Origin of the sequence: Planococcus koreensis (assembly GCF_004761975.1) — a bacterium.
Classification (GTDB): domain Bacteria; phylum Bacillota; class Bacilli; order Bacillales_A; family Planococcaceae; genus Planococcus; species Planococcus koreensis.
Genome location: NZ_RQII01000016.1, coordinates 28,234 through 48,809, shown reverse-complemented (window position 1 = coordinate 48,809; position 20,576 = coordinate 28,234). Strand labels below are relative to the sequence as shown.

25 protein-coding genes are annotated in these 20,576 nt (G+C 49.7%); 12 read left to right on the top strand and 13 right to left on the bottom strand.

The genetic code is table 11. The features are described 5' to 3' along the window. Nucleotides 1–24: 24 nt before the first annotated feature. The 4 genes from EGV91_RS03810 to EGV91_RS03795 all read right to left on the bottom strand — a co-directional run bounded on the left by EGV91_RS03810 (nt 25) and on the right by EGV91_RS03795 (nt 3,621). Nucleotides 25–1,200, bottom strand: a complete 1,176-nt coding sequence (locus EGV91_RS03810) for a M20 metallopeptidase family protein (RefSeq protein ID WP_135500850.1) — start codon at nt 1,198–1,200, stop codon at nt 25–27. A 134-nt stretch (nt 1,201–1,334) separates the two neighbouring features. Beyond that, entirely contained in the window at nt 1,335–2,084 is a 750-nt protein-coding gene (locus EGV91_RS03805; protein WP_135500849.1) for an amino acid ABC transporter ATP-binding protein, read from the bottom strand. A gap of 30 nt (nt 2,085–2,114) precedes the next feature. Further along, nucleotides 2,115–2,816: an amino acid ABC transporter permease gene (locus EGV91_RS03800; RefSeq protein WP_135500848.1), complete on the bottom strand. Its 702-nt coding sequence runs from the start codon at nt 2,814–2,816 to the stop codon at nt 2,115–2,117. Further along, nucleotides 2,803–3,621, bottom strand: coding sequence for an amino acid ABC transporter substrate-binding protein (locus EGV91_RS03795; RefSeq protein ID WP_135500847.1), 819 nt, complete (start codon nt 3,619–3,621; stop codon nt 2,803–2,805). Before EGV91_RS03795 ends, EGV91_RS03800 begins: the two co-directional genes overlap by 14 nt. A gap of 371 nt (nt 3,622–3,992) precedes the next feature. Between EGV91_RS03795 and EGV91_RS03790 the strand changes: the two genes are divergently transcribed. Beyond that, nucleotides 3,993–4,937: an L-threonine 3-dehydrogenase gene (locus EGV91_RS03790; protein WP_135500846.1), complete on the top strand. Its 945-nt coding sequence runs from the start codon at nt 3,993–3,995 to the stop codon at nt 4,935–4,937. Nucleotides 4,938–4,996: 59 nt separating this feature from the next. Here the strand turns inward: EGV91_RS03790 and EGV91_RS03785 are convergent, their stop codons facing one another. From EGV91_RS03785 to EGV91_RS03775, 3 genes are all read right to left on the bottom strand, one after another. Beyond that, nucleotides 4,997–6,367: a YjiH family protein gene (locus EGV91_RS03785; RefSeq protein ID WP_135500845.1), complete on the bottom strand. Its 1,371-nt coding sequence runs from the start codon at nt 6,365–6,367 to the stop codon at nt 4,997–4,999. Between the two features lie 158 nt (nt 6,368–6,525). Continuing rightward, nucleotides 6,526–7,215: a bacillithiol biosynthesis deacetylase BshB2 gene (gene bshB2 / locus EGV91_RS03780; protein ID WP_135500844.1), complete on the bottom strand. Its 690-nt coding sequence runs from the start codon at nt 7,213–7,215 to the stop codon at nt 6,526–6,528. Between the two features lie 14 nt (nt 7,216–7,229). After that, a complete protein-coding gene (locus tag EGV91_RS03775; protein WP_135500843.1) occupies nt 7,230–7,580 on the bottom strand; it encodes a YojF family protein in 351 nt (116 codons plus the stop codon). Between the two features lie 151 nt (nt 7,581–7,731). On the opposite strand from EGV91_RS03775, the gene EGV91_RS03770 reads away from it, so the two are divergent. Next, nucleotides 7,732–8,595: an ABC transporter permease subunit gene (locus tag EGV91_RS03770; RefSeq protein WP_241666099.1), complete on the top strand. Its 864-nt coding sequence runs from the start codon at nt 7,732–7,734 to the stop codon at nt 8,593–8,595. Then, nucleotides 8,596–9,624 (top strand): ABC transporter permease, encoded by a 1,029-nt coding sequence (locus EGV91_RS03765; RefSeq protein ID WP_135500842.1) that lies wholly within the window; start codon nt 8,596–8,598, stop codon nt 9,622–9,624. On the opposite strand, the gene EGV91_RS03760 is transcribed toward EGV91_RS03765, so the two are convergent. The 4 genes from EGV91_RS03760 to EGV91_RS03745 all read right to left on the bottom strand — a co-directional run bounded on the left by EGV91_RS03760 (nt 9,612) and on the right by EGV91_RS03745 (nt 12,021). Beyond that, nucleotides 9,612–10,373: a DUF1129 family protein gene (locus EGV91_RS03760; protein WP_135500841.1), complete on the bottom strand. Its 762-nt coding sequence runs from the start codon at nt 10,371–10,373 to the stop codon at nt 9,612–9,614. The genes EGV91_RS03765 and EGV91_RS03760 overlap by 13 nt on opposite strands. Next, entirely contained in the window at nt 10,373–10,696 is a 324-nt protein-coding gene (locus EGV91_RS03755) for a PadR family transcriptional regulator (RefSeq protein ID WP_135500840.1), read from the bottom strand. The genes EGV91_RS03760 and EGV91_RS03755 overlap by 1 nt, the downstream gene beginning before the upstream one ends. 170 nt (nt 10,697–10,866) lie before the next feature. After that, a complete protein-coding gene (gene thiD / locus EGV91_RS03750; protein WP_135500839.1) occupies nt 10,867–11,703 on the bottom strand; it encodes a bifunctional hydroxymethylpyrimidine kinase/phosphomethylpyrimidine kinase in 837 nt (278 codons plus the stop codon). Nucleotides 11,704–11,766: 63 nt separating this feature from the next. Continuing rightward, nucleotides 11,767–12,021: a hypothetical protein gene (locus tag EGV91_RS03745; RefSeq protein WP_135500838.1), complete on the bottom strand. Its 255-nt coding sequence runs from the start codon at nt 12,019–12,021 to the stop codon at nt 11,767–11,769. A 70-nt stretch (nt 12,022–12,091) separates the two neighbouring features. Between EGV91_RS03745 and EGV91_RS03740 the strand changes: the two genes are divergently transcribed. From EGV91_RS03740 to EGV91_RS03725, 4 genes are read left to right on the top strand one after another with little or no spacing between them, the layout of a single operon-like run. Then, the gene (locus tag EGV91_RS03740) at nt 12,092–12,811 is read left to right on the top strand and encodes a DUF4230 domain-containing protein (protein ID WP_135500837.1); all 720 of its coding nucleotides are present in this window, start codon (nt 12,092–12,094) and stop codon (nt 12,809–12,811) included. Nucleotides 12,812–12,824: 13 nt separating this feature from the next. Beyond that, nucleotides 12,825–13,499 (top strand): uracil-DNA glycosylase, encoded by a 675-nt coding sequence (locus EGV91_RS03735; protein ID WP_135500836.1) that lies wholly within the window; start codon nt 12,825–12,827, stop codon nt 13,497–13,499. Nucleotides 13,500–13,558: 59 nt separating this feature from the next. Beyond that, nucleotides 13,559–13,813, top strand: coding sequence for a DUF5327 family protein (locus tag EGV91_RS03730; protein WP_135500835.1), 255 nt, complete (start codon nt 13,559–13,561; stop codon nt 13,811–13,813). Nucleotides 13,814–13,833: 20 nt separating this feature from the next. Then, entirely contained in the window at nt 13,834–14,211 is a 378-nt protein-coding gene (locus EGV91_RS03725) for a DUF423 domain-containing protein (protein WP_135500834.1), read from the top strand. A 250-nt stretch (nt 14,212–14,461) separates the two neighbouring features. Here the strand turns inward: EGV91_RS03725 and hemQ are convergent, their stop codons facing one another. Further along, entirely contained in the window at nt 14,462–15,211 is a 750-nt protein-coding gene (gene hemQ / locus EGV91_RS03720) for a hydrogen peroxide-dependent heme synthase (RefSeq protein WP_135500833.1), read from the bottom strand. Between the two features lie 174 nt (nt 15,212–15,385). Here hemQ and EGV91_RS03715 point away from each other — a divergent pair, with 174 nt between their 5' ends. From EGV91_RS03715 to EGV91_RS03705, 3 genes are read left to right on the top strand one after another with little or no spacing between them, the layout of a single operon-like run. After that, nucleotides 15,386–16,207, top strand: a complete 822-nt coding sequence (locus tag EGV91_RS03715; protein ID WP_135500832.1) for a lipoate--protein ligase family protein — start codon at nt 15,386–15,388, stop codon at nt 16,205–16,207. A gap of 55 nt (nt 16,208–16,262) precedes the next feature. Then, complete coding sequence (locus EGV91_RS03710; RefSeq protein ID WP_135500831.1) at nt 16,263–17,567, top strand: HD domain-containing protein; 1,305 nt, start codon at nt 16,263–16,265, stop codon at nt 17,565–17,567. Further along, entirely contained in the window at nt 17,568–18,062 is a 495-nt protein-coding gene (locus EGV91_RS03705; RefSeq protein ID WP_135500830.1) for a YwgA family protein, read from the top strand. Nucleotides 18,063–18,573: 511 nt separating this feature from the next. Here EGV91_RS03705 and EGV91_RS03700 read toward each other — a convergent pair. Further along, the gene (locus EGV91_RS03700; RefSeq protein WP_135500829.1) at nt 18,574–18,759 is read right to left on the bottom strand and encodes a 2-hydroxymuconate tautomerase; all 186 of its coding nucleotides are present in this window, start codon (nt 18,757–18,759) and stop codon (nt 18,574–18,576) included. A gap of 91 nt (nt 18,760–18,850) precedes the next feature. Between EGV91_RS03700 and EGV91_RS03695 the strand changes: the two genes are divergently transcribed. Further along, entirely contained in the window at nt 18,851–19,366 is a 516-nt protein-coding gene (locus EGV91_RS03695; protein ID WP_135500828.1) for a YwhD family protein, read from the top strand. Between the two features lie 375 nt (nt 19,367–19,741). Continuing rightward, on the top strand, nt 19,742–20,575 hold the full coding sequence (gene speE / locus EGV91_RS03690; RefSeq protein WP_135500827.1) for a spermidine synthase: 834 nt from the start codon (nt 19,742–19,744) through the stop codon (nt 20,573–20,575). Nucleotide 20,576: the final 1 nt, after the last annotated feature.

The following is a 20,576-nucleotide window of genomic DNA, read 5'->3' as shown; positions in this document are numbered from 1 at the left end:
AAACAGGCACAGACTTCACGCCTTTTACATCTCCTGCGCTTCAAAATAAGCAGCAGCAAAGACTTTCGCCGCAATTGCCATAGCGCCTTCGTTAAAATCGAAGTTTTCGTGGTGATGGGGAAAACTTAGCGCATCATCTGCCATCTTGGCGCCGACAAAGAAGAACGCGCCTGGCACTTTTTGCGTATAATAAGCGAAATCCTCGACCGGCATAATCGGGTCAATCTCCACCAGCGCATCATCGCCAACGGTTTTGCGTGCAGCGGCGCGCACCATATCCATCGCCTCCGCATGGTTCCACAGGGAGTCGTAGCCGGCTTCAAGCACTACTTCTGCAGTGGCGCCCATCGCACGCGCGACGTTCTCCGCTATCGACGCCAGGCGCTCTCTGGCAAGCTGCCGCAGTTCCGGATTGAATACGCGGATGGTGCCTTCGAGCACCGCTTCGCTCGGGATGACGTTATCCGCTTCGCCGGCATGGAATTTGCCGACAGTAACAACGAGTTCCTGCAAGGGATCGGCATTGCGGCTGACGATTGACTGCAGCGCAATCATGACGTGGCTTGCGGCCAGAATGGGGTCGACGCCAAGCTGCGGTTCTGCGCCGTGGCTGCCGGAGCCGCGGATGATGATTTTGAACGTATCTTCTGCCGCCTGCAAAAAGCCGTCACGGACGAAAACTTTGCCGTATGGCATGCTGCTTTGGACATGCGCGCCGAAAATCAGGTCGACGCCGTCGAGGCAGCCATCCGCAATCATGGCGCGGGAGCCGCCGGGCGGCGTTTCTTCGCCGAATTGGTGGATCAGCACAATCGTGCCGGGCAGTTCATCTTTGATGGCAGCCATCGCTTTCGCAAAGCCGAGCAAGGCCGCCGTATGCCCGTCGTGGCCGCAGGCGTGCATGACGCCGGGAACCGTCGATTTATACGGAACATCTTTTTTATCGTCAATCGGCAGCGCGTCAAAATCCGCACGGAATGCAACTGTCTTGCCGGGCTTGCCGCCGCGGATCGTGCCGATCACACCGCGGCCGCCGACGCCCCGTCGCACTTCGATGCCAAGTGCTTGGAGCTCGTTGGCAATAAATTCAGGTGTCTCAACTTCCTGATGGGACAGCTCTGGGTGCATATGCAGATGGCGGCGGGTTGCAGTCATTTCATGCTGTAACGCGTTAATTGATTCGTAAATTCCAGTCTTCATGGAGCCACTCCTCTTCACATAATATCTCCAGTATACTGCCCGCAAGCACGCTACTTCAAATAAAGAAGCATAAATACCAGCTGAAAAGCATATTTATCCATGAAAAAGCACGCTGCCAAAGAGGCAGCGTGCGGTTAAATGGCATCTGTATTGGAAATCAAGCTAAGGAATTGCTGGGTGCGTGCTTCTTTCGGATGGCTGAAAATGTCTTCGGGCTTGCCGCGTTCAACAATGACGCCGCCGTCCATGAACAAGACTTCATCCGCCACACCGCGTGCGAAACGCATTTCGTGGGTGACGACGACCATCGTCATGCCTTCAGCCGCCAAGTCTTTCATGACTTGCAGCACTTCGCCGACGAGTTCAGGGTCAAGCGCTGAAGTCGGTTCGTCGAACAGCATCACTTTCGGTTCAAGCGCCAGCGCGCGGGCAATGCCGACGCGCTGCTGCTGTCCGCCCGACAATTGGAACGGGTATTCGTCCGCTTTGTCCGCCAGGCCGACTTTCTCGAGCAACGCCTGTGCTTTCTTGCGCGCTGTTGCTTTGTCGATCCCTTGGACGATGACCGGCCCTTCCATGACGTTTTCAAGCGCCGTCATGTGCGGGAACAAATTGTAATGCTGGAAGACCATCGCGGACTGCTTGCGGAACGCGTTCACTTGTTTTTTCGAAACGGGCTTGGAAAAATCCACTGTCTGCTCGTCAATCGTGATGACGCCTTTAGACGGAACTTCCAGGATGTTCAGGCAGCGAAGAAACGTCGTCTTGCCGGAGCCGGAAGGGCCGATGACAACAACGGCCTGGCCTTTTTCAAGCTTCAAGTCGATGCCTTTCAACACTTCCAGCTTGCCGAATTTCTTATGCAAATCAGTAATCGAAATCATATTTTGCTCCTTACTGCAGGGTGTGCTTTATTAGCGCGAAACGTAACGGTCGAATCGATTTTCCAGCCTGCCTTGCCCAAGCGACAAGAGGAAGCAGACCAGCCAATAAATCAATGCCGCCTGCCCGTATAACAACAGGAATTCGTAATTGGTCGCAGCGATTTGCTGCGCCACACGGAACATTTCCGTTACGAGAATCAGCGACGCCAACGACGTGTCTTTGATCAAGCTGATGAACGTGTTGGAAAGGGGAGGGATCGATACCCGTGCCGCTTGCGGCAAGATGACGCGGCGCAGCGATTGGGCGTAACTCATGCCGATCGTGTTCGCCGCTTCCCATTGGCCTTTCGGAATGGACAGGATCGCTGCCCGGATTACTTCGGACGCATAAGCGCCGACATTCAGAGAGAAACCGATAATAGCTGCCGGAAACGGGTCAATGACCACGCCGATCGTCGGCAAGCCGTAAAACAGGATGAACAATTGGACCAATAAAGGAGTGCCGCGGATGATCGAAACGTAAACGCGGGCAATCACCTGAAAAATCTTGATTGTCGAAATGCGGGCGAGCGCCGTCAGCACGGCTATGGCAAGCCCCAGTACAAAGGCGATGAACGACAGCGGAATCGTATACTGGATCATCCCTTCAATCAACGGAAGCCAGGAAGACTGGGAGATGTCCATCAGCCGCTCAAGGCGAACCGGATCTGTAAAAATACTATTCAAGTACATTTTCGCCGAACCATTTGTTGGAGATTTCTTCGTACGTGCCGTCTTCGATCATTTCTGCCAACGCTTTATTGACTTCTTCGATCATCGGGCCGCTGCCTTTACGGAACAACAATGCGCTTTGCGCTGCATCATCCGCTTCGTCAACGATTTCAATATTGGCTTCCGGGCGCTGTTTCAAGAAATCCAAGACCGTCAAGTTATCGTTTACCGTCGCATCAACGCGGCCGGAGTTCAGCAACTCGATTGCTTGGTTGAATCCTTCAACGCCTTCGAGTTCAGCGCCGAACGATTTTGCCGTTTCTGCGTAATTGCTCGTCAATGACTGGGCGGACAATTTGCCTTCCAAATCTTCAAATGCCTGGATTTCTGAATCTTTCGGTACGACTAAAACAGCCGTTGAAGTGATGTATGGATCTGAGAATTCGTAGCTTTCCTGGCGTTCAGGGTTGATGCCGACCTGGTTCGCGACCATATCGAAGCGTTCTGCGTCAAGTCCTGCAAACATCGCATCCCATTGTGTTTCCAGGAATTCAGCTTCGACGCCTAAGCGGCTCGCCACTTCTTCCGCAATCTCCACGTCGAATCCTGTCAATTTGCCGGTTTCATCGTGGAAAGTGAAAGGCGGGTAAGTTCCTTCCGTGCCGATTGTCAACGTTCCTTCTTCTTTCACTTTCGCCAACAAATCTTCTTCTGCAGTGTCGGAATCGCCGCTAGTTGATTCCGGGTTTGCTGTGTTGCTGCCGCAAGCTGCCAATAACAGCACCGCGCCGATTAATGCCAATAAACCCAATGTAAACTTCTTCATAAAATAATCCCCTCGATTTCCTGTATTTTTCGTTGAAAACTTTTTACTCATTAAGCCGATTTGCCGCAAGATTGAAAATATATATACCAAGCGGAATACTAGGTTTTAAGATTAAAAAAAAGTTTTCAACATTTTTGGTCCAGTGATTGGAGCCGTCTTTACTAAGTGCTGACTTATTATAGCACCATTAAAGTGCATTTTTCAACAACATCAACCTGCAAGTTCGAAAGACTTGAAATGCAAAAGGCATTGTATTTTTAAAGAGAACAATTTATAATGGCTTCATAGAGAAGCTTAACGAAACGCCAATAACAACATGAATAATGTGTTTCTACAGAGGACAATTGTTTTATTCGAAAGGAGTGCTATTGATGGAACGTATAATGATTACTGGTGCACTGGGACAGATCGGATCGGAATTGACTGAAAAACTGCGCGGAATCTACGGTGCGGACAACGTATTGGCGACGGATATCCGCAACGGCGGCGAGCAAAGCGGGCCATTCAGCGTCTTGGACGTGACGAATGCCCAAAAAATGCATGACTTGGCAAAAGACTTCGGAGCTGACACGATGATGCACATGGCGGCATTATTGTCTGCGACGGCTGAAGAAAAGCCGCTTCTTGCGTGGAACTTGAACATGGGGGGTTTGGTCAATGCGCTTGAAGCATCGCGCGAACTTGGCATGCAATTCTTCACGCCGAGCTCGATCGGTGCATTCGGACCTTCGACACCGAAGAAAAATACGCCGCAAGACACGCTGCAGCGCCCAACGACGATGTACGGCGTCAACAAAGTGGCCGGCGAATTATTATGCGATTATTATTTCCAGAAATTCGGCATCGATACACGCGGCGTTCGCTTTCCTGGACTGGTGTCCTACGTGGCACAGCCAGGCGGCGGCACGACGGATTACGCAGTGGACATCTATTACAAAGCGATTGAAGAACAGCGCTACACGTCTTATATCGCTGAAGGCACGTACATGGACATGATGTATATGCCGGATGCGCTGCAGGCAATCGTCGATTTGATGGAAGCCGACCCGGCGAAACTCATTCACCGCAACGCATTCAACGTAACGGCCATGAGCTTTGAGCCGGAGCAGATTGCAGCATCGATCCGCAAGCACATCCCGGAATTCCAAATGTCCTACGACGTCGACCCGGTGCGCCAGGCGATTGCCGACAGCTGGCCGGACAGCATCGACGCTTCAGCGGCGAAGAACGAATGGGGCTTTAAAACACAGTATGACTTGGATGCGATGACATCGGATATGCTGGTGAAGCTCAAAAAAAAGTTGATGCACGTCTAAAGAACAGCAAATAGAAAAAAGCTGGAAGCGATATTTCGCTTCCAGCTTTTTTGGTTTCATTAGAATAGAAGATGTGCAACACCGGCAACGATCGGCAAAGCGATGACCGTGCGCAGTACGAAGATGACAATCAAGTCCCAAATGTTGACCGGAATTTTGGAACCGAGCAGCAATCCGCCGACTTCTGACATGTAAATCAGCTGGGTGACAGACATGGTTGCCACGACAAAAAGCGTTAGCTCCGATTCAATCATGCCACCAGCGAGAATAGCCGGCAAGAACATATCAGCAAATCCGACGACCATCAATTGCGCAGCTTCCTGGGCTTCGGGTACACCTAGTAAATTCAAATAAGGTTCAAACGGTTTTCCGAGAATGGTGAAAATAGGGGTATATGTAGCTAACATCAATGCCACGGTACCAAACGCCATAACAACAGGGGCTACACCAATCCACATATCCAAAACGTTTTTAAACCCATCTTTGAAGAACTCTTTGATCGATTTATTTTCATTTGCTTTTGTCAAAGCATTTTCAACGCCGTGAGAAGTGACGCTATAGCCTTCCGGCACTTCCTCGGAATACGATTCCTGAGGATCGCCGTTCATGAACGTCGTCTTTTTTTGTGCCAATGGATAAATGCGCGGCATGATCAAAGCCAGGACGACCCCTGTCAGGATGACCGTTCCGTAATAAGGCAGGAAATACTGGCCAAGGCCGACTTCTTGGATGACCACAATCGCGAACGTAATCGACACGACCGAGAACGTAGTTCCGATAATTGCAGCTTCGCGCTGCGTATATTTATTCTGGATATATTGGTTATTTGTAAGCAGGACTCCGATGGTTCCGTCACCGACCCATGAAGCCAGTGCATCGATTGACGAACGGCCAGGAAGACGGAACAACGGGCGCATGACTTTCACCATCATGGTGCCGAAAAACTCGAGCAAGCCGAAGTTCATCAATAATGGAAGAAACAAGCCTGCGAACAGGAAAATGGTGAACAGGAATGACAACAGTCCTGTGCTCGATAGCAGCAAGCCGCCGGTATCTTCGCTCCAAACTGCTTCCGGTCCGATTTGGAACAACACCATAACCGCAAATATGGCACCAAGTATACGGACGATTGTCCAGAACAAGTTGACATTGAACAAACGATCAAAAAAAGAAACCTTGTGGCCTTCTTTAACTTTGCGGGTTATGAAAATAAGAGAGCCAATAGCTGCAATGATTAAGATCATCATCATAATCCAAGGTGTAAAAGCGTCTATCGCGCCAGCCAAAGCATTAGCAAGAACAGCAATAGTTACCATCCAGATTGTTTGGCCTTCATCATCAATAGTTGGAATCGGAACTAAGAATAACAGGATACCCAGCAAAGATGGAATCAGAAATAAAAGCCAGGTAGAAGTTGGAAACTTTTTCACGAAATAAACCCCTTTTCTCTGTGCATTAAAACACATGATTAATGGTAATTATACAGCACTTCTCCCTAGTGAAACGCTTTCATACCAATGTTTATATTATCTGATAACACAAAGAAAAAACACCCCCTTTTTCAAAAAGAAAAAGGGGGTGTTTTTCGTTAGAATGATTCTTCGAAATCTTCATCCCAGCGATAATTATAGAAACGTTCTTTAGTTAGCCAATTTTCCGCTTCCTTGTCGCCTTGCGATAACTTCAATTCCATTTCTTCCAGCATCCAAGACGTTTGGGAAATGTGTGCTTTCATGGCGTTCATTTTTTGGTCCCGTACCGCCGTTACATCGTGGACGATGTCGGGATGTCCGAGAACTTCGAGTGTTTCGTTGGCAAAAGCGACGCAATGCAGCTTCGGCCGGTCTTTCATACGGCGGACCGCACGGACGACTGCACGCGCAGTTGCTTCATGGTCCGGATGGACGGAAAGGTTCGGATAAAATGTGATGATGAGCGAAGGGTTCAATTCTTCGATTAAGTCAGCCATCATTTTAACCATTTTTTCGTCATCTTCGAATTCGACTGTTTTGTCGCGCAATCCCATCATGCGTAAATCCGTCAGCCCCATCGCTTCGGCAGAGCCGAGCAATTCCTTTTTGCGGACATTCGGCAAAGATTCGCGGGTTGCGAAAGGCGGGTTGCCTAGGTTGCGGCCCATCTCACCAAGTGTCAAACAGGCGTATGTAACCGGAGTCCCTTGCAGAATATGAGTGGCGATCGTTCCTGAAACGCCGAACGCTTCATCGTCCGGGTGAGGGAAGACGACCAGTACTTGACGTTCTTTTTCAATTGCCATCTAGTTTTCCCTCCTTAATAACTGAACGGTGTTTCGCTGATTTGCAGCGCGACCGCCAGTTTTCCTGTTCCGTCATGTCCGGCGAGCAGCAGGCGCCCCTGCTCATCCAATTCGTAATGGGTGATTCCTTGCGCGTAGACCCAGCCGTGCGGCAATTTCAAGCCGACCCGGTGCGGGCTGTCGCCAACTACTTTCCCTAGCTCATAATTGATGACTACATTTCGGATAAAGGCGCCGGCATTAAAAAAGCCTTCATTGAAATGAGTTGCGTATGAACCGTTGGTCGTTTCCAAATGCAGATAGACATCTTTTTTGGCGAACGCATCCAGTTCGACTTGCAGTTTCTTAACTTCGACTAATTCCATTGTTTTCACTCCTCATGCAATCCGTATTCTTTTAGTATAGGGAAAATCGCGGAAGAATGCGATTAGGATGATTCAGGGATGCAAAATAATGTTATTATATGGAAAAGAGAATTTTCGGATTTCTTCGAAAAGATGTTAAAGGGTGGAATACATGAAACTAATGATCAAATTTGTTTTTTCCGTTTTGGGCATTGTGCTCGTCAGCGGCTTTCCGGTGCTGATCGGCGGGCTGGTGGCCGGCGAACTGCGGCTCACGGAATATATTGGGGCGTTGGAAGCGGTGCTGCGCGGGCTTTGGCCGCTGCAGGAATTCACGGTGCTGAATATGAGGACGAACCGGGAAATCCCGCTATTCCCGACAATTGGCGAGTATATCATCTACTCATTGGAACTGCTGTTTCTGGCGTTCGCGGTGGCCATTTTCTTTGCCATCACATTCACGGTGCTGACGATGCTGCTGAAAGAAAAGGCGCGGCAGCGCATCAAGATGGCGCTGTATTTCCTGGAGTCACTGCCGGATCTTTTGGTCATTATGCTGGCCCAGCTGGCTGTCATTGCCATCTATTTGCAGACAAACGTGTTGATTTCCAAAATTGCGGTCGTCCAAGGTGACCACATTTATTGGCTGCCGGTGCTATGTCTGGCTTTATTGCCGATGATCCAATTGTACCGCTTGTGCATGCTGACATTTCGGGACGAAGAGCGGAAGATGTACATCGAGCTTGCGCGTTCGCTCGGCTTTTCCAAAGTGTTCGTCATTTGGGTGCATATGTTCCGCAATGCGATTATCAGTGTCTTTTTTCAATCAAAGAAGACGATTTGGTTCATGCTGTCGAATTTGTTCGTGCTGGAATTGATGTTCAATATTCCGGGTATCATGCTGTTCATGAAAGACAATATTTCACCGGAAGTGTTCCTAGTCTCCATTTTCAGCTTTTTCCTGCCGATTTTCTTGCTTTACAGCATCGGCGAATGGCTGGTGCTGCGGCATCTGCGCGGAAAGGAGGCGATTTAGATGTGGAAACAGCCTTATTTTCTCGTTGGGTTCGCCATTCTTTCTTTTTTCCTGGGCGGCAGCTTTCTTTATGAATGGCTTTGGGGCAATGTGCCGAGGCAGATTTTCTTCGTGACGGAAAACGGGCGCACAGTAGAAGGGCCGCCGATTTCCCCCAAGTGGAATTTTCCGTTGGGGACGGATCAGTATGGCTATGATTTATTGGGCAAATTGATGATTGGCGGCAAGTATACGATCCTTGCTGCGTTGGCGATTGCTGCATTGCGCATGCTCATCGCTGTGCCGCTTGGTTATATGATGGCGACGTATTTGCAGCGTCAGCGCGCGTGGATCGGCGGTTTGGCTGATTCCCTCCATTACATTCCGCTGACGCTTTTTGCCGCTTACATCCTGTACCCGGTGCTGTGGATGCCGCTAGGCGGATTCACCAACACCATATGGGAAAGAATTGCCATCCAAGTAGTTCTCATGGCTTTGCTGACCATGCCGATTGTGGCAGTCTTGATTGGCAATGAAGCCGCATTGCTTTACCGCCAGGAATACGTCACGGCGGCCAGGGTTTTGGGAGCAGGGGAGCCGCGGATCATCCGCAAGCATTTGTATCCGCAGATGCGGGAAAAGCTGGCGGTTTTGTACGGCCAGCAAGTGATCGAAACATTCATCGTCCTGGCCCATTTAAGTTTGCTGAATTTATTTTTGGGCGGCACGAAGATCAGCTATGATCCGATGTTCAGCGATCCGCCGATGTCGATTTCGTTTGAATGGTCCGGCTTGTTCGGTTCGACATTCCGCTATCTCCAAGGTTCGCCATGGCTGCCGCTGTTTCCCGTACTGTTCATCGCCTTGTCGATTTTAGCGGTTACGCTGATGCTCGAAGGCTATTTGCGTTCGAAAGACATTCAAGCCCCGAAAAAGAGTTCGGCGCTGGCGCAAGATGAAGCAATCGTCGACTGGAACCGCGAACAATTGCGAAGCCGCATGGTTCTCTTGAAAAATGCTGAAACACCAAAAAACCCTCACAATTTGTGAGGGTTTTGTTTTTTATTCTGGATAAAGAGGAATGCGATGATCAGCGCGAGCCCGGCGTACAATACCGATGTACTGATAATAAGCTGGCGGGCTTGCCCGACTTCGATAAATTGCATAACAAAGTCCGGTCCGAATAAAAACAGCGGCAAGACCACAGTGATCCATGTTTTATTCCATAAAGCGGAGACGATGAACACGGCAATTCCAGCTGCAGCAATGGCCCAAGCCATTTCACGGGAGGGGATGTAGAACGGTTCGAACAGGAAGATGTCCAGGAACATCATTGCCGCAAACAGCAGCACCACTGTAAATTGGATGCCCATGAAGACGGCGATTTCCCGTTTCGTGCTCCATTTCCGTACGCTCATTTTGCGGAAGAAGAAGACATAAGCGCCGATGCCGAGAAACGCGACCAGCGGGTAGGTGATCAGCGTCAGAATCGAGAAAGACAGCTCGCCGCGGATGGCAGGACCGGTCAGGAAGTAGGCGAGCATGAGCAGGATGAACATCGGCATCATTTTGGCGATGCCGAAGAAGTCTGTCGCCATTTCGCTCCGAATGCTTTCCATATACGCTTCAGGCGAATCGCCGGTGACGCTGCGGATGTTTTTCCCGCGGCTTTCCGCTTCTTCCAAATGGCTTCGCAATTCATCAGCGATGGCGTTGATTTCTTCGTCGTTTTTGCCGGAAGTCAGTAAATACATTCTCAAGTTTGCGATAAATTCTTCGCTTTCTTTTGTCAGTGCCATTACAATTCCTCCTTTAATAAGCGATCGACCGATTGGGACATGTGCTGCCAACGGGCTTTGAATTCCTGGTATTCGTCTTTGCCGGCAGCAGTCAGCGTATAATATTTGCGCTTCGGCCCGCTAGGCGATTCTTTCATGAACGAATCGACGAGCCCTTCTTTTTGGAGCCGCATCAATACTGGGTAGATGCTACCTTCGCTGATCATCGTAAAGCCGTATAGCTCCAGTTTTTCAATCATTTCATAGCCGTACGTTTCACCTTTTCCGATGATTGCGAGCAAGCATCCTTCGAGTATCCCTTTGAGCATTTGGCTGGAAGACATGGCCGGCCTCCTTTAGCTATAGTGTAATGCAAGTTACTTTCTATCTTGTAATACAATATAGCATCCCGGAAAACGGACGTCAACTACTATGTTATACAAGTTAGCGGCAAATAAAAAACTGCCGCGCAAGCCATGTATCATAGCTTGCGCAGCAGCGTGTTTGAAGAAGATTAGATTTTTTCCATTTGGACTGCAGGTGTTTCTTCGAATTTATTGGCCGCACCGTGCATAACCGGGCCGACGTATTCGTTGAGTTTCCAGCCATTGGCGATAGCCGCTGAAACGAATTTCTTCGCGTTCAGGACAGCATCTTCGACTTCTTGGCCGTTTGCCAGATTGGCAGTGATTGCAGCTGCGAACGTGCAGCCAGCGCCGTGGTTATAAGTTGTTTCTGTTTTCTCTGATGTCAGTAAATAATGCGTTTTGCCGTCGAATAAAAGATCAGCCGCTTTTTCGTGCTTCAATTGCTTGCCGCCCTTGATGACAACATACTCCGCACCGTGTGCGTGGATTTTTTCCGCTGCTTCTTTCAAATCGTCAACGGTTTTCAGGATGCCGACGCCAGACAGCTGGCCAGCTTCCACGAGGTTCGGTGTCACGACTTTCGCATTCGGCAGCAAGTATTTGATCATTGCGTCGACGTTTTCTGGGAATAGGACTTCCGCTTCGCCTTTGCACGCCATGACCGGATCGATGACCACGTCGCGGATGCCGGATGCAGCAATCGCTTCGCCCGCCAGTTTGATGATTTCGACGGTCGGCAGCATACCCGTTTTCAAAGCATCGATGCCTGTCGAGAAGGCAGTGTCCAATTGGGCTTGAAGCGTATCAACCTCGATAGGGTGGATGCCGTGGCTCCAGCCATTGTTCGGGTCCATTGTCACAATAACGGTAAGCGCGTTCATGCCGTATGTGCCGTGTTCTTGGAAAGTTTTCAAATCAGCTTGTATACCAGCGCCTCCGGAAGTATCCGAGCCAGCGATTGTTAATGTTTTTTTCAAAGCCATTCAATTTTATCCCCTTTATAAATAATATGTTTGGTTTCTTCATTTTATCAAAAATCAGTGTATTTACAATGGATTGGACTTATGGGGCACAATGAGCAGCACCGCTGTGGCAGCGCTCACAATGAAAAATGCTGCAGCAAAAAAACCTGCCATCCAGCTGCCGCTTTTGAAAAGACCAAATGCTATGATCAATGTTAGAATGGAAACAGCGAGCACAGCTGAGCCCAGGCATCCCATGCCGAGCCGTTTGGCGCGTTCAGGCGCGCTGCTTCCTTTGGTTTTGGAAACGGATTTTATTTTTTCCCGCCAATCGGCCATGCAAATCGCCCCTTTGCTCCATCGTATCACGGAGGCGCATTGATTTGAATAAAAGAAAGAGGGATAGACCGTGGCAAATGATTCGAAGTTGAAAGAAATAGAGCGTTTATTGCAAGAAGTGAAAGGCAAAGAAGATTCAAATCCATCTGGATTCTGGAAATCAGCGAAAGTGTTGGCAGGCGTTTTCCGCAAAACGTTCTTGGCGTTGGCGCTGCTGCTGCTATTGCTATTCATCGCGTTGCCGTTGGGCGCGTACTGGATGTTGAATGGCAGCACGTTCACCGAAGAAAAAGGCGCGTTCCTCGAGCGCATCCAGGATTTGAATGAATTATCGACAGCGGAAGCGTTCTCGAAAGCCATCATCGAACGCCAGGACAATGCAGTATTCGGCCAGGAAATCGGCTTGGAGCTGCCAGGGACGAAACGGCAATTGCTGGTGGTCATCCCAGGATCGGTCAAAGCAGGCATTGATTTTTCAGAAGTGACGGAAGACGACATCGAAGTGGATGAAGAAGCGAAAACGGCGACATTGACATTGCCGAGAGCGGACTTCCTCGGAGGGCCGGAATTATTCATGGATCAAGTGAGAGTCTTCTCGTATGAAGGGCTGTTCCGCGACAAAGCGGATATTTCAGAAGCATACGATCTGGCGGAAGAAGCGCAAAAGCTGATCCTGAAAGAAGCGCAAGACCAGGGCGTGCTTGAGCGTGCTGAAGAAAACGGGGAACGCTCGGTGCAGGAAATGTTCCAGCTCGTCGGCTACGACGTATCAGTGGAATTCAAAGACTGAGGAGGGCAAAGCGATGCCGAAAGAGATCTTTCATAATGACTGGCAGGAAGTCATCGGCGGCGAATTCGCCAAACCGTATTATTTGAAGCTGCGGGAATTTCTGAAGCATGAATACGAACACGAAACGGTGTATCCGGACAAACACGATATTTGGAACGCGTTCGAACATACCGCTTACAGCGACGTCAAAGTCGTCATCTTGGGGCAGGACCCTTACCACGGGCCGAATCAGGCACACGGCTTGAGTTTCTCGGTGCAGCCCGGGGTTCCGCATCCGCCGAGTCTGCGCAATATGTTCAAGGAATTGAAAGAGGACCTGGGCTGTGCCGCACCCAAAGACGGCACGCTGATGAAATGGGCGGACCAAGGCGTCATGATGCTCAATACTGTGCTGACGGTGCGGCAAGGCCAAGCGCATTCCCATCGCGGCCAAGGCTGGGAACAATTCACGGATGAAGTCATCCGGAAATTATCAGCCCGCGAAGAACCGGTGATTTTTGTGTTATGGGGACGGCCGGCCCAGCAGAAAAAGCAATTTATCGATTTGGAACGCCACGCAATCATCGAAGCGCCGCATCCGAGCCCGCTCAGCGCCAGCCGCGGATTTTTCGGCAGCCGGCCGTATTCGCAAGTGAACAAATTGCTCGAACAGCGCGGAGAAGCGCCAATCGATTTCTGCCTGGCCTGACGAAGCGGCAAAGTGCATGGTAAACTATGAAAGATCGGAAATGGAAAGGGGGGCTTGGCATGGCAATTGATGCCGCCCGTATTTTAAGCGAGATTGAAAAACACACGGCATTGGCGCGCAAAGCGGATCCCGCGAAAATGCGCGAATCCATCGCGGCCATCCGTGTGCTATGCGATTTGCTGCTCGACGACGACCGTCCGGCAGCCGAAAAGCCGCAGGCAATCCCGCTCGCGTCTCCTCAGGTGCAAACCGTCTCTTCTGTCAATAAATTAAAAGAAGACGATGCAAACGGGGATTCGCTGTTTGAATTTTAATTGGAAAGAGGAATGAAACCATGAAATTTTTCTTGATCGCAGGAGCGCTCAATGCGTTGTTATCCGTTGGATTCGGCGCATTCGGCGCGCATTTGCTTGAAGGCCGCGTTGCGGATAAATACTTGGATACATGGCAGACTGCCGTACAATACCAGATGTTCCATTCAATCGGCTTGATGGTTGTCGCCATCCTGATGAGTTCTTCGCTGCTCGGACCGCTGAGTTCATTGAACTGGGCAGGTTATTTGATGCTTGCCGGAATCATCATTTTCTCCGGCAGCTTGTATGTGTTGAGCTTGACCGGCATCAGCATACTCGGCGCCATCACGCCAATCGGCGGCGTCGCGTTTATCGCCGGCTGGATCATGCTGATCGTCGCAGCTGCCAAAGCATTGTAATCGTTTTTTTTTGAGGAAGCCTCCGCATATGCGGGGGCTTTTTCCAATTAAAGGGCTTGAATTTATTTTTGGGGTGCGGAAATAGGTGATTGAGGTGCGGAAAAGCCGCGATGAGGTGCGAAAAGTATGGCTGAGGTGCGAAAAGTATGGCTGAGGTGCGAAAAAGCCGCCACGAGGTGCGGAAAAGTGCATTTGAGGTGCGAAAGCGCCATAAAACAATAAAAAACCGCCCGAGGGCGATTTTGATCAATTAAACTTCCAGGAATTTAGCGGTGCGTTCTGCGTCCAAGCGAGTGCCGACGTAGAAGGAACCGAATTCTGCGTAGCGCGCGCTGACTTCGTCAAAGCGCATTTCGTAGATCAATTTTTTGAATTGGAGAACGTCGTCTGCAAATAGCGTAACGCCCCATTCGTAATCGTCGAAGCCGACAGAGCCGGAAATGATCTGTTTCACTTTGCCTGCGTAGCTGCGGCCGATTTTGCCGTGTGACAGCATCAGTTCTTTGCGCTCGTCCATTGGCAGCATGTACCAGTTGTCATTGCCTTCGCGGCGTTTGTCCATCGGGTAGAAGCAGATGTACTGCGAACGCTGAAGCTCAGGGTACAAGCGTGCGCGGACATGCGGGTTCTGGTAAGGATCTTCGTCTGATTTTCCAGCAAGGTAGTTGGAAAGTTCGACAACGGAAACGTATGAATAAGCAGGAACCGTGTAAGCATTCAACGTCAATTTATTGAATTCCGTTTCCAGTTCGTGCAATTCGTCCATCGTTTCACGCAACATCATCAGCATGAAGTCGGCTTTTTGGCCAACTACTGAATACAATGCATGTGCGCCGGTTTTATTCGTATCGGCTGTGTTGACTTTGTCCATGAACGCTTGGAATTCGTCGATGGCAAATTGGCGCTCGGCGTCGTCGAGCATTTTCCACGTAACCCAATCCATCGTGCGGAAGTCATGCAGGACGTACCAGCCGTCTAATGTAATAGCTGCTTCATTCATTTATCAAACACTCCTTTAATCTGAATCTCACAGAATCAGTTTATCATACCCGCTGGCGGAGTTCCTGCAAAAGAAATGGCTGTCACCAATTTGACAAGGGCACGGCGGGTTTTCAGTGGCCGTTATCTCGGGTACACTTAGGGAAGCGAATGCAATGAAAGAGGAGATAGCAAGATGGAAGCATTTATGGGAGAAACAAATTGGCGTTTCTGGGATCAGTCCCTAAGCGCGCGGAACCGTTCGGCGCTGGAGTCATTCGCAGCGGATGACTTGTTGTGCGAACTCGTCGGTTCAGGAAAAAGTCCGTCCGCAATCCGGACATGGGTCCACGACGACACAGTCGTATTGGGGATCCAGGACCACCGGCTGCCGCATATCGGAGCGGGCATGGAGTACCTGGAAGAGCGCGGCTATCAGCCGATCGTGCGTAATTCGGGCGGGCTTGCCGTCGTTTTGGATTCGGGCGTGCTGAACATATCACTCGTGCTGTCTGAAAAGGACAACGCGATCGATATTCCGGCGGGCTATGACATGATGGTCGAACTGGTGCAGGCTTTGTTTCCGGGAGCGCCGATCGAAGCGTATGAAATCGTCGGCTCGTATTGCCCGGGTTCGTATGATTTGAGCATCGGCGGACGCAAATTCGCCGGGATTTCCCAGCGCCGCATCCGCCGCGGCATCGCGGTCCAAGTGTATTTATGCATCGAAGGGTCGGGCGCAGAACGCGCAGAATTGATCCGTGGATTCTACGAAGCGGGGTTGCAAGGGGAGAAGACGAAAGCGGTCTACCCGGACATCAATCCGGCCGTAATGGCGTCGCTCAGCGAATTGCTCGGCAAACCGTTGACGGTGCAGGAAGTCGTGCTCGATCTTCATGGCTTGCTCGGTTCGCCGGCACCCCAGCCATTGATGCCCGAAGAGACGGAGCTTTACAGTTTTTACTTGAACCGCGTCGTGGAACGCAACCGAAAAATGCTGTCGCCGGACCTTGAATGACCGATGCCAGCTGGTGTAGAATAAACAATCACGCAGAAAAATTGGAGGTGCCGCCGTGGACTATGCAAATCAGAAATTAGCGGAAGAAAAAGTATTCAAAGATCCGGTTCACCGGTACATATACGTGCGCGACCAAGTCATCTGGGACTTGATCAATTCGCGGGAATTCCAGCGCTTGCGGCGCATCAAGCAGCTCGGCACCTCTTATCTGGTGTTTCATGGAGCCGAACATAGCCGCTTCAGCCATTCGCTTGGCGTCTATGAAATTGTCCGCCGGATTTCAGATGATATGTTCCACGGGCGGCCTGAATGGGATGAAAGCGAGCGGCTTGTCGTGCTATGCGCAGCGCTGTTGCATGATCTGGGCCACGGGCCGTTTTCCCATTCATTTGAAAAAGTGTTCAATGTCGACCACGAGAATTTCACCCGTGAGATTCTGCTCGGCGACACGGAAGTCCATCAGATTCTAATGAAAGTCAGCGCTGATTTTCCGAAAAAAGTCGCGGAAGTCATCGCCAAGACGTATTCCAATAAACAAGTAGTGTCGCTGATTTCCAGCCAGATCGACGCCGACCGCATGGATTATTTGCAGCGAGATGCTTATTATACCGGTGTTTCATACGGCCATTTTGACATGGAGCGGATTCTCCGGGTCATGCGTCCGCTCGAAGACCAAGTCGTCATCAAAGCAAGCGGCATGCACGCGGTTGAGGATTACATCATGAGCCGCTACCAAATGTATTGGCAAGTCTATTTCCATCCGGTAGCGCGCAGCGCGGAAGTCATTTTGCGGAAAATTTTGCAGCGTGCGAAGGAATTGCATGACAGCGGCTATGAATTTGCCCAGCCGCCAACCCATTTCGCAGCATTCTTCGACCGTTCGTTCACCTTGAAAGATTATTTGGCGCTTGATGAAGGCGTCATGATGACTTATTTCCAGTTATGGATGAATGAACGCGACCCGATCTTGTCGGATATGAGCGACCGGTTCGTCAACCGGCGCCTCTTCCAATACGTCGATTTCGATCCGGGCAAAGATTACCGGAAGCTGGGGGAACTCGCCAGCTTGTTTAAAAAAGCGGGGATCGATCCCGATTATTATTTGGTCGACGACTCTACGTCAGACTTGCCTTATGACTTTTACCGCCCAGGCGAAGAAGGGGAGCGCTTGCCGATCCACTTATTGATGCCGAACGGCGACATCAAGGAATTGTCGCGCCTGTCCCAGATCGTCGAAGCGATCTCCGGCAAACGGCGCACCGACTATAAATTATATTTCCCGGCCGAGTTGCTGGTCGATGGCAAGAAAAAAGCCATCAAGCAGCAAATCGTGGAAATGCTTAAAGAAGGAGGGGTATAGTTGCTCCAGGAACACGCAAAAATCGTGGACTTCATTGCCACTGCTGATGGGATTACCGGACGCAAAAAAATGCAGAAAATGATTTACATTTTAAAGAAGCTGGGTGTGCCATTCCAGGAAAAATACGAATTCCATATTTACGGACCGTATTCCGAAGAATTGACAGCCCGTGTAGAGGAATTATGCGATATGGGGTTTTTGTCGGAGGAACTCGAAGACAAAGGGTCATACGTTCAATATAAATATGCTGTCACCAAAGAAGGTGCGGATTTCCGCGGGACGCTGAAAGAGTCGATTCTGGATTCACCGGAAGTCGCCGGAAAACTGAACGGCAAAAGCAGCCGTTTCCTTGAACTCACGGCAACCCTCCTGTATTTTGACCATATGGAACGCGAAGAACAGATTGAGAAACTCCACATCGTCAAAGCGAAACTGAATTTCACGCCAGATGAAATCGAAGAAGCTTACGGGTTTATAGCGGAATTACGGCAATAAAAAAACTTTCACTTGAATGCTAAAAGTTTTTTATATGCCGATATTCCGCAAAACAGCACCGCTTTCCTGCGGGCTTGCGCCGAACTAACTCGTGCTAGCGCCCGAGTGGATTTCGGCACTTCGCTATCCCGCGGGAGTCGGAGCTGCCTTGCTCCATATCTGGAAACGGCATGAAAATGCAGATAATGTATCTTTTTAGCTCTTCGACTAAAGAAATGAATCGTATTAAGAAAATCCTTTGAATGAAGCTGAAGGCGGCGACTCCAGCGGGAGCAGTGATGGAGCAAAGCGACAGAGCGACACGAGGTGAAGGCCCCGCAGGAGCATAGCGACGAGGAGACTGAAGCCGTGCCCGTGGAAAGCGTCCGTCTGTCTCTGCATCGCTTCGCTAGCTTCGAGACATGAAAGTGCGTTGAAGCGAAATGAAAAGGCCTGTCGCAAGTTTCACGACAGGCAAAAAAAAACTCCCGTAACGGGAGTTTTTTCGTATAACCGAGCGGGTGTCCGCATTTTAGATATCGCTAAACAATTTCCCTTTAACGCCGTAATCGGTTTTCTTCATGTCTTCGATGAAGACAGTGACGTTTTCAATCGGTGCGCCGGTTGTCTCGGAAACGGCTTGGCTGACTTTTTCAACCAGCGCGCGTTTTTGGTCTTCTGTGCGGCCTTCGAGCATTTTGACAGTTACGTATGGCATAATGGATACAGCTCCTTTTTTTATCAGCTTCAAAATTAGCGAAGCTCTTATGAAGATACTTTTATCATATCAGAACGGAGGAAATAGACACATGGCAAATGAAGAAAAACCAAAACAAAAAGTAGGCTTCACCATCATAAAGAACGATCCGACTGACGGCCATAAAGGCTACGGCATCGGTTCGCTGTCATTGGAAAACGTTTCTCCGCTGTTTATCGACATCGAAGAAAAGGAAGCATTCATTGACATCGGCGCGATGCATGCGCGCAGCCAAGTCGAGCGCGGCATCAAGTTTACGGTCAACCGCGAGGACTCGGAAGGCGGCAAGCCGTATTGGCTGATTTGGATCACCATCGACTTTAATCCCGCAGGCCCATATTACGCAGGCGTCACGGCATGCGAAATGGTCGTCAACCGCGAAAAACGCCGCGGCTACAAGGTGTTGGCGGAACATGTCAATTTGATGGATAAATCGATGAAGCGCAAAATCGTTGTCGATCAAATGGATGAAGCTTCCAAGCAGGTGCTCGCCGATTATTTGAAAAACCACAACCCGGAAATGTGGGAGCGCAGCAGCGAACAATTGCATGAAGATTTAAATGGGTAAATAAGGTAATTTTTTGACTGAATTGTGACATTTGTATTTGCTTTCTGCAGGCGGTTGAAGTTGGGAAAGAAAGGCAGTACACTATAACTACAGCTTTTGAATAGAAAGCTAGGACACCTGAAGTGCGAGCAAGTGCCGTGAGCCATTGCGATAACAACCCAAGCCCAATGCCTCATGTCTCTTTCTCCGCATCATCAGGATAAAAAGGTTTTCTGTGAAGGGAAAAATTCCCCCTGCAGAAAACCTTTTTATTTTGAGTGTAGCTCCAAGCGCAGCGGGTAAAGGACTGTGTGCAAAAAAATATTGCACTTTTGCTGAAAAGACTTATACTTTTTTAAGGAGTTTTAAATTGAGCGAAAAGGAGTTTGATTATAGATGGCAGGATTTTGGTACACAGAAAAACAAACCGAGAATTTCGGAATTACGATGAAAATCAATAAAACGCTTCACACCGAACAAACGGATTTCCAATTTTTGGAGATGGCAGAAACGGCTGAATGGGGCAATATGCTGTTCCTTGACGGCATGGTCATGACATCTGAAAAAGATGAATTCGTTTATCACGAAATGGTGGCGCACGTTCCATTGTTTACTCATCCAAACCCTGAGAACGTTCTGGTTGTAGGCGGCGGCGACGGCGGCGTAATCCGTGAAGTGCTGAAGCACCCTTCTGTTAAAAAAGCGACGCTTGTCGACATTGACGGCAAAGTGATCGAGTACTCGAAGAAATTCTTGCCTTCAATCGCATCGGGCCTTGAAGATTCACGCGTTGACGTAATCGTCGGCGACGGCTTCATGCACATCGCAGAATCCGAAAACAAATACGACGTCATCATGGTCGATTCGACTGAACCTGTAGGGCCAGCAGTCAACCTGTTCACAAAAGGCTTCTACGCGGGGATTTCGAGAGCGCTGAAAGAAGACGGCATTTTCGTCGCACAGTCGGACAACCCATGGTTCAAAGCGGACCTGATCGAACAAGTACAAAAAGACGTCAAAGAGATTTTCCCGATCACAAACTTGTATTTGGCGAACATCCCGACTTACCCGAGCGGTTTGTGGGCGTTCACGATCGGTTCGAAAAAATACAACCCGCTGGAGGTTCCAGCTGAGCGTTTCCACGACATCGAAACAAAGTATTACACGCAAGAATTGCACAATGCGGCTTTCGTTTTGCCGAAATTCGTGAAAGACCTGGTAGGTAAATAAG

Bases quoted from the DNA above. Each gene is read 5' to 3' on its own strand.
- EGV91_RS03795 (WP_135500847.1), bottom strand. From the start codon at position 3,621: ATGAAGAAGTTTACATTGGGTTTATTGGCATTAATCGGCGCGGTGCTG.
- hemQ (WP_135500833.1), bottom strand. From the start codon at position 15,211: ATGAATGAAGCAGCTATTACATTAGACGGCTGGTACGTCCTGCATGAC.
- EGV91_RS03805 (WP_135500849.1), bottom strand. From the start codon at position 2,084: ATGATTTCGATTACTGATTTGCATAAGAAATTCGGCAAGCTGGAAGTG.
- bshB2 (WP_135500844.1), bottom strand. From the start codon at position 7,215: ATGGCAATTGAAAAAGAACGTCAAGTACTGGTCGTCTTCCCTCACCCG.
- EGV91_RS03790 (WP_135500846.1), top strand. From the start codon at position 3,993: ATGGAACGTATAATGATTACTGGTGCACTGGGACAGATCGGATCGGAA.
- EGV91_RS03810 (WP_135500850.1), bottom strand. From the start codon at position 1,200: ATGAAGACTGGAATTTACGAATCAATTAACGCGTTACAGCATGAAATG.
- EGV91_RS03765 (WP_135500842.1), top strand. From the start codon at position 8,596: ATGTGGAAACAGCCTTATTTTCTCGTTGGGTTCGCCATTCTTTCTTTT.
- EGV91_RS03735 (WP_135500836.1), top strand. From the start codon at position 12,825: ATGCCGAAAGAGATCTTTCATAATGACTGGCAGGAAGTCATCGGCGGC.
- EGV91_RS03770 (WP_241666099.1), top strand. From the start codon at position 7,732: ATGAAACTAATGATCAAATTTGTTTTTTCCGTTTTGGGCATTGTGCTC.
- EGV91_RS03760 (WP_135500841.1), bottom strand. From the start codon at position 10,373: ATGGCACTGACAAAAGAAAGCGAAGAATTTATCGCAAACTTGAGAATG.
- thiD (WP_135500839.1), bottom strand. From the start codon at position 11,703: ATGGCTTTGAAAAAAACATTAACAATCGCTGGCTCGGATACTTCCGGA.
- EGV91_RS03800 (WP_135500848.1), bottom strand. From the start codon at position 2,816: ATGTACTTGAATAGTATTTTTACAGATCCGGTTCGCCTTGAGCGGCTG.
- EGV91_RS03715 (WP_135500832.1), top strand. From the start codon at position 15,386: ATGGAAGCATTTATGGGAGAAACAAATTGGCGTTTCTGGGATCAGTCC.
- EGV91_RS03725 (WP_135500834.1), top strand. From the start codon at position 13,834: ATGAAATTTTTCTTGATCGCAGGAGCGCTCAATGCGTTGTTATCCGTT.
- EGV91_RS03730 (WP_135500835.1), top strand. From the start codon at position 13,559: ATGGCAATTGATGCCGCCCGTATTTTAAGCGAGATTGAAAAACACACG.
- speE (WP_135500827.1), top strand. From the start codon at position 19,742: ATGGCAGGATTTTGGTACACAGAAAAACAAACCGAGAATTTCGGAATT.
- EGV91_RS03700 (WP_135500829.1), bottom strand. From the start codon at position 18,759: ATGCCATACGTAACTGTCAAAATGCTCGAAGGCCGCACAGAAGACCAA.
- EGV91_RS03755 (WP_135500840.1), bottom strand. From the start codon at position 10,696: ATGTCTTCCAGCCAAATGCTCAAAGGGATACTCGAAGGATGCTTGCTC.
- EGV91_RS03775 (WP_135500843.1), bottom strand. From the start codon at position 7,580: ATGGAATTAGTCGAAGTTAAGAAACTGCAAGTCGAACTGGATGCGTTC.
- EGV91_RS03745 (WP_135500838.1), bottom strand. From the start codon at position 12,021: ATGGCCGATTGGCGGGAAAAAATAAAATCCGTTTCCAAAACCAAAGGA.
- EGV91_RS03695 (WP_135500828.1), top strand. From the start codon at position 18,851: ATGGCAAATGAAGAAAAACCAAAACAAAAAGTAGGCTTCACCATCATA.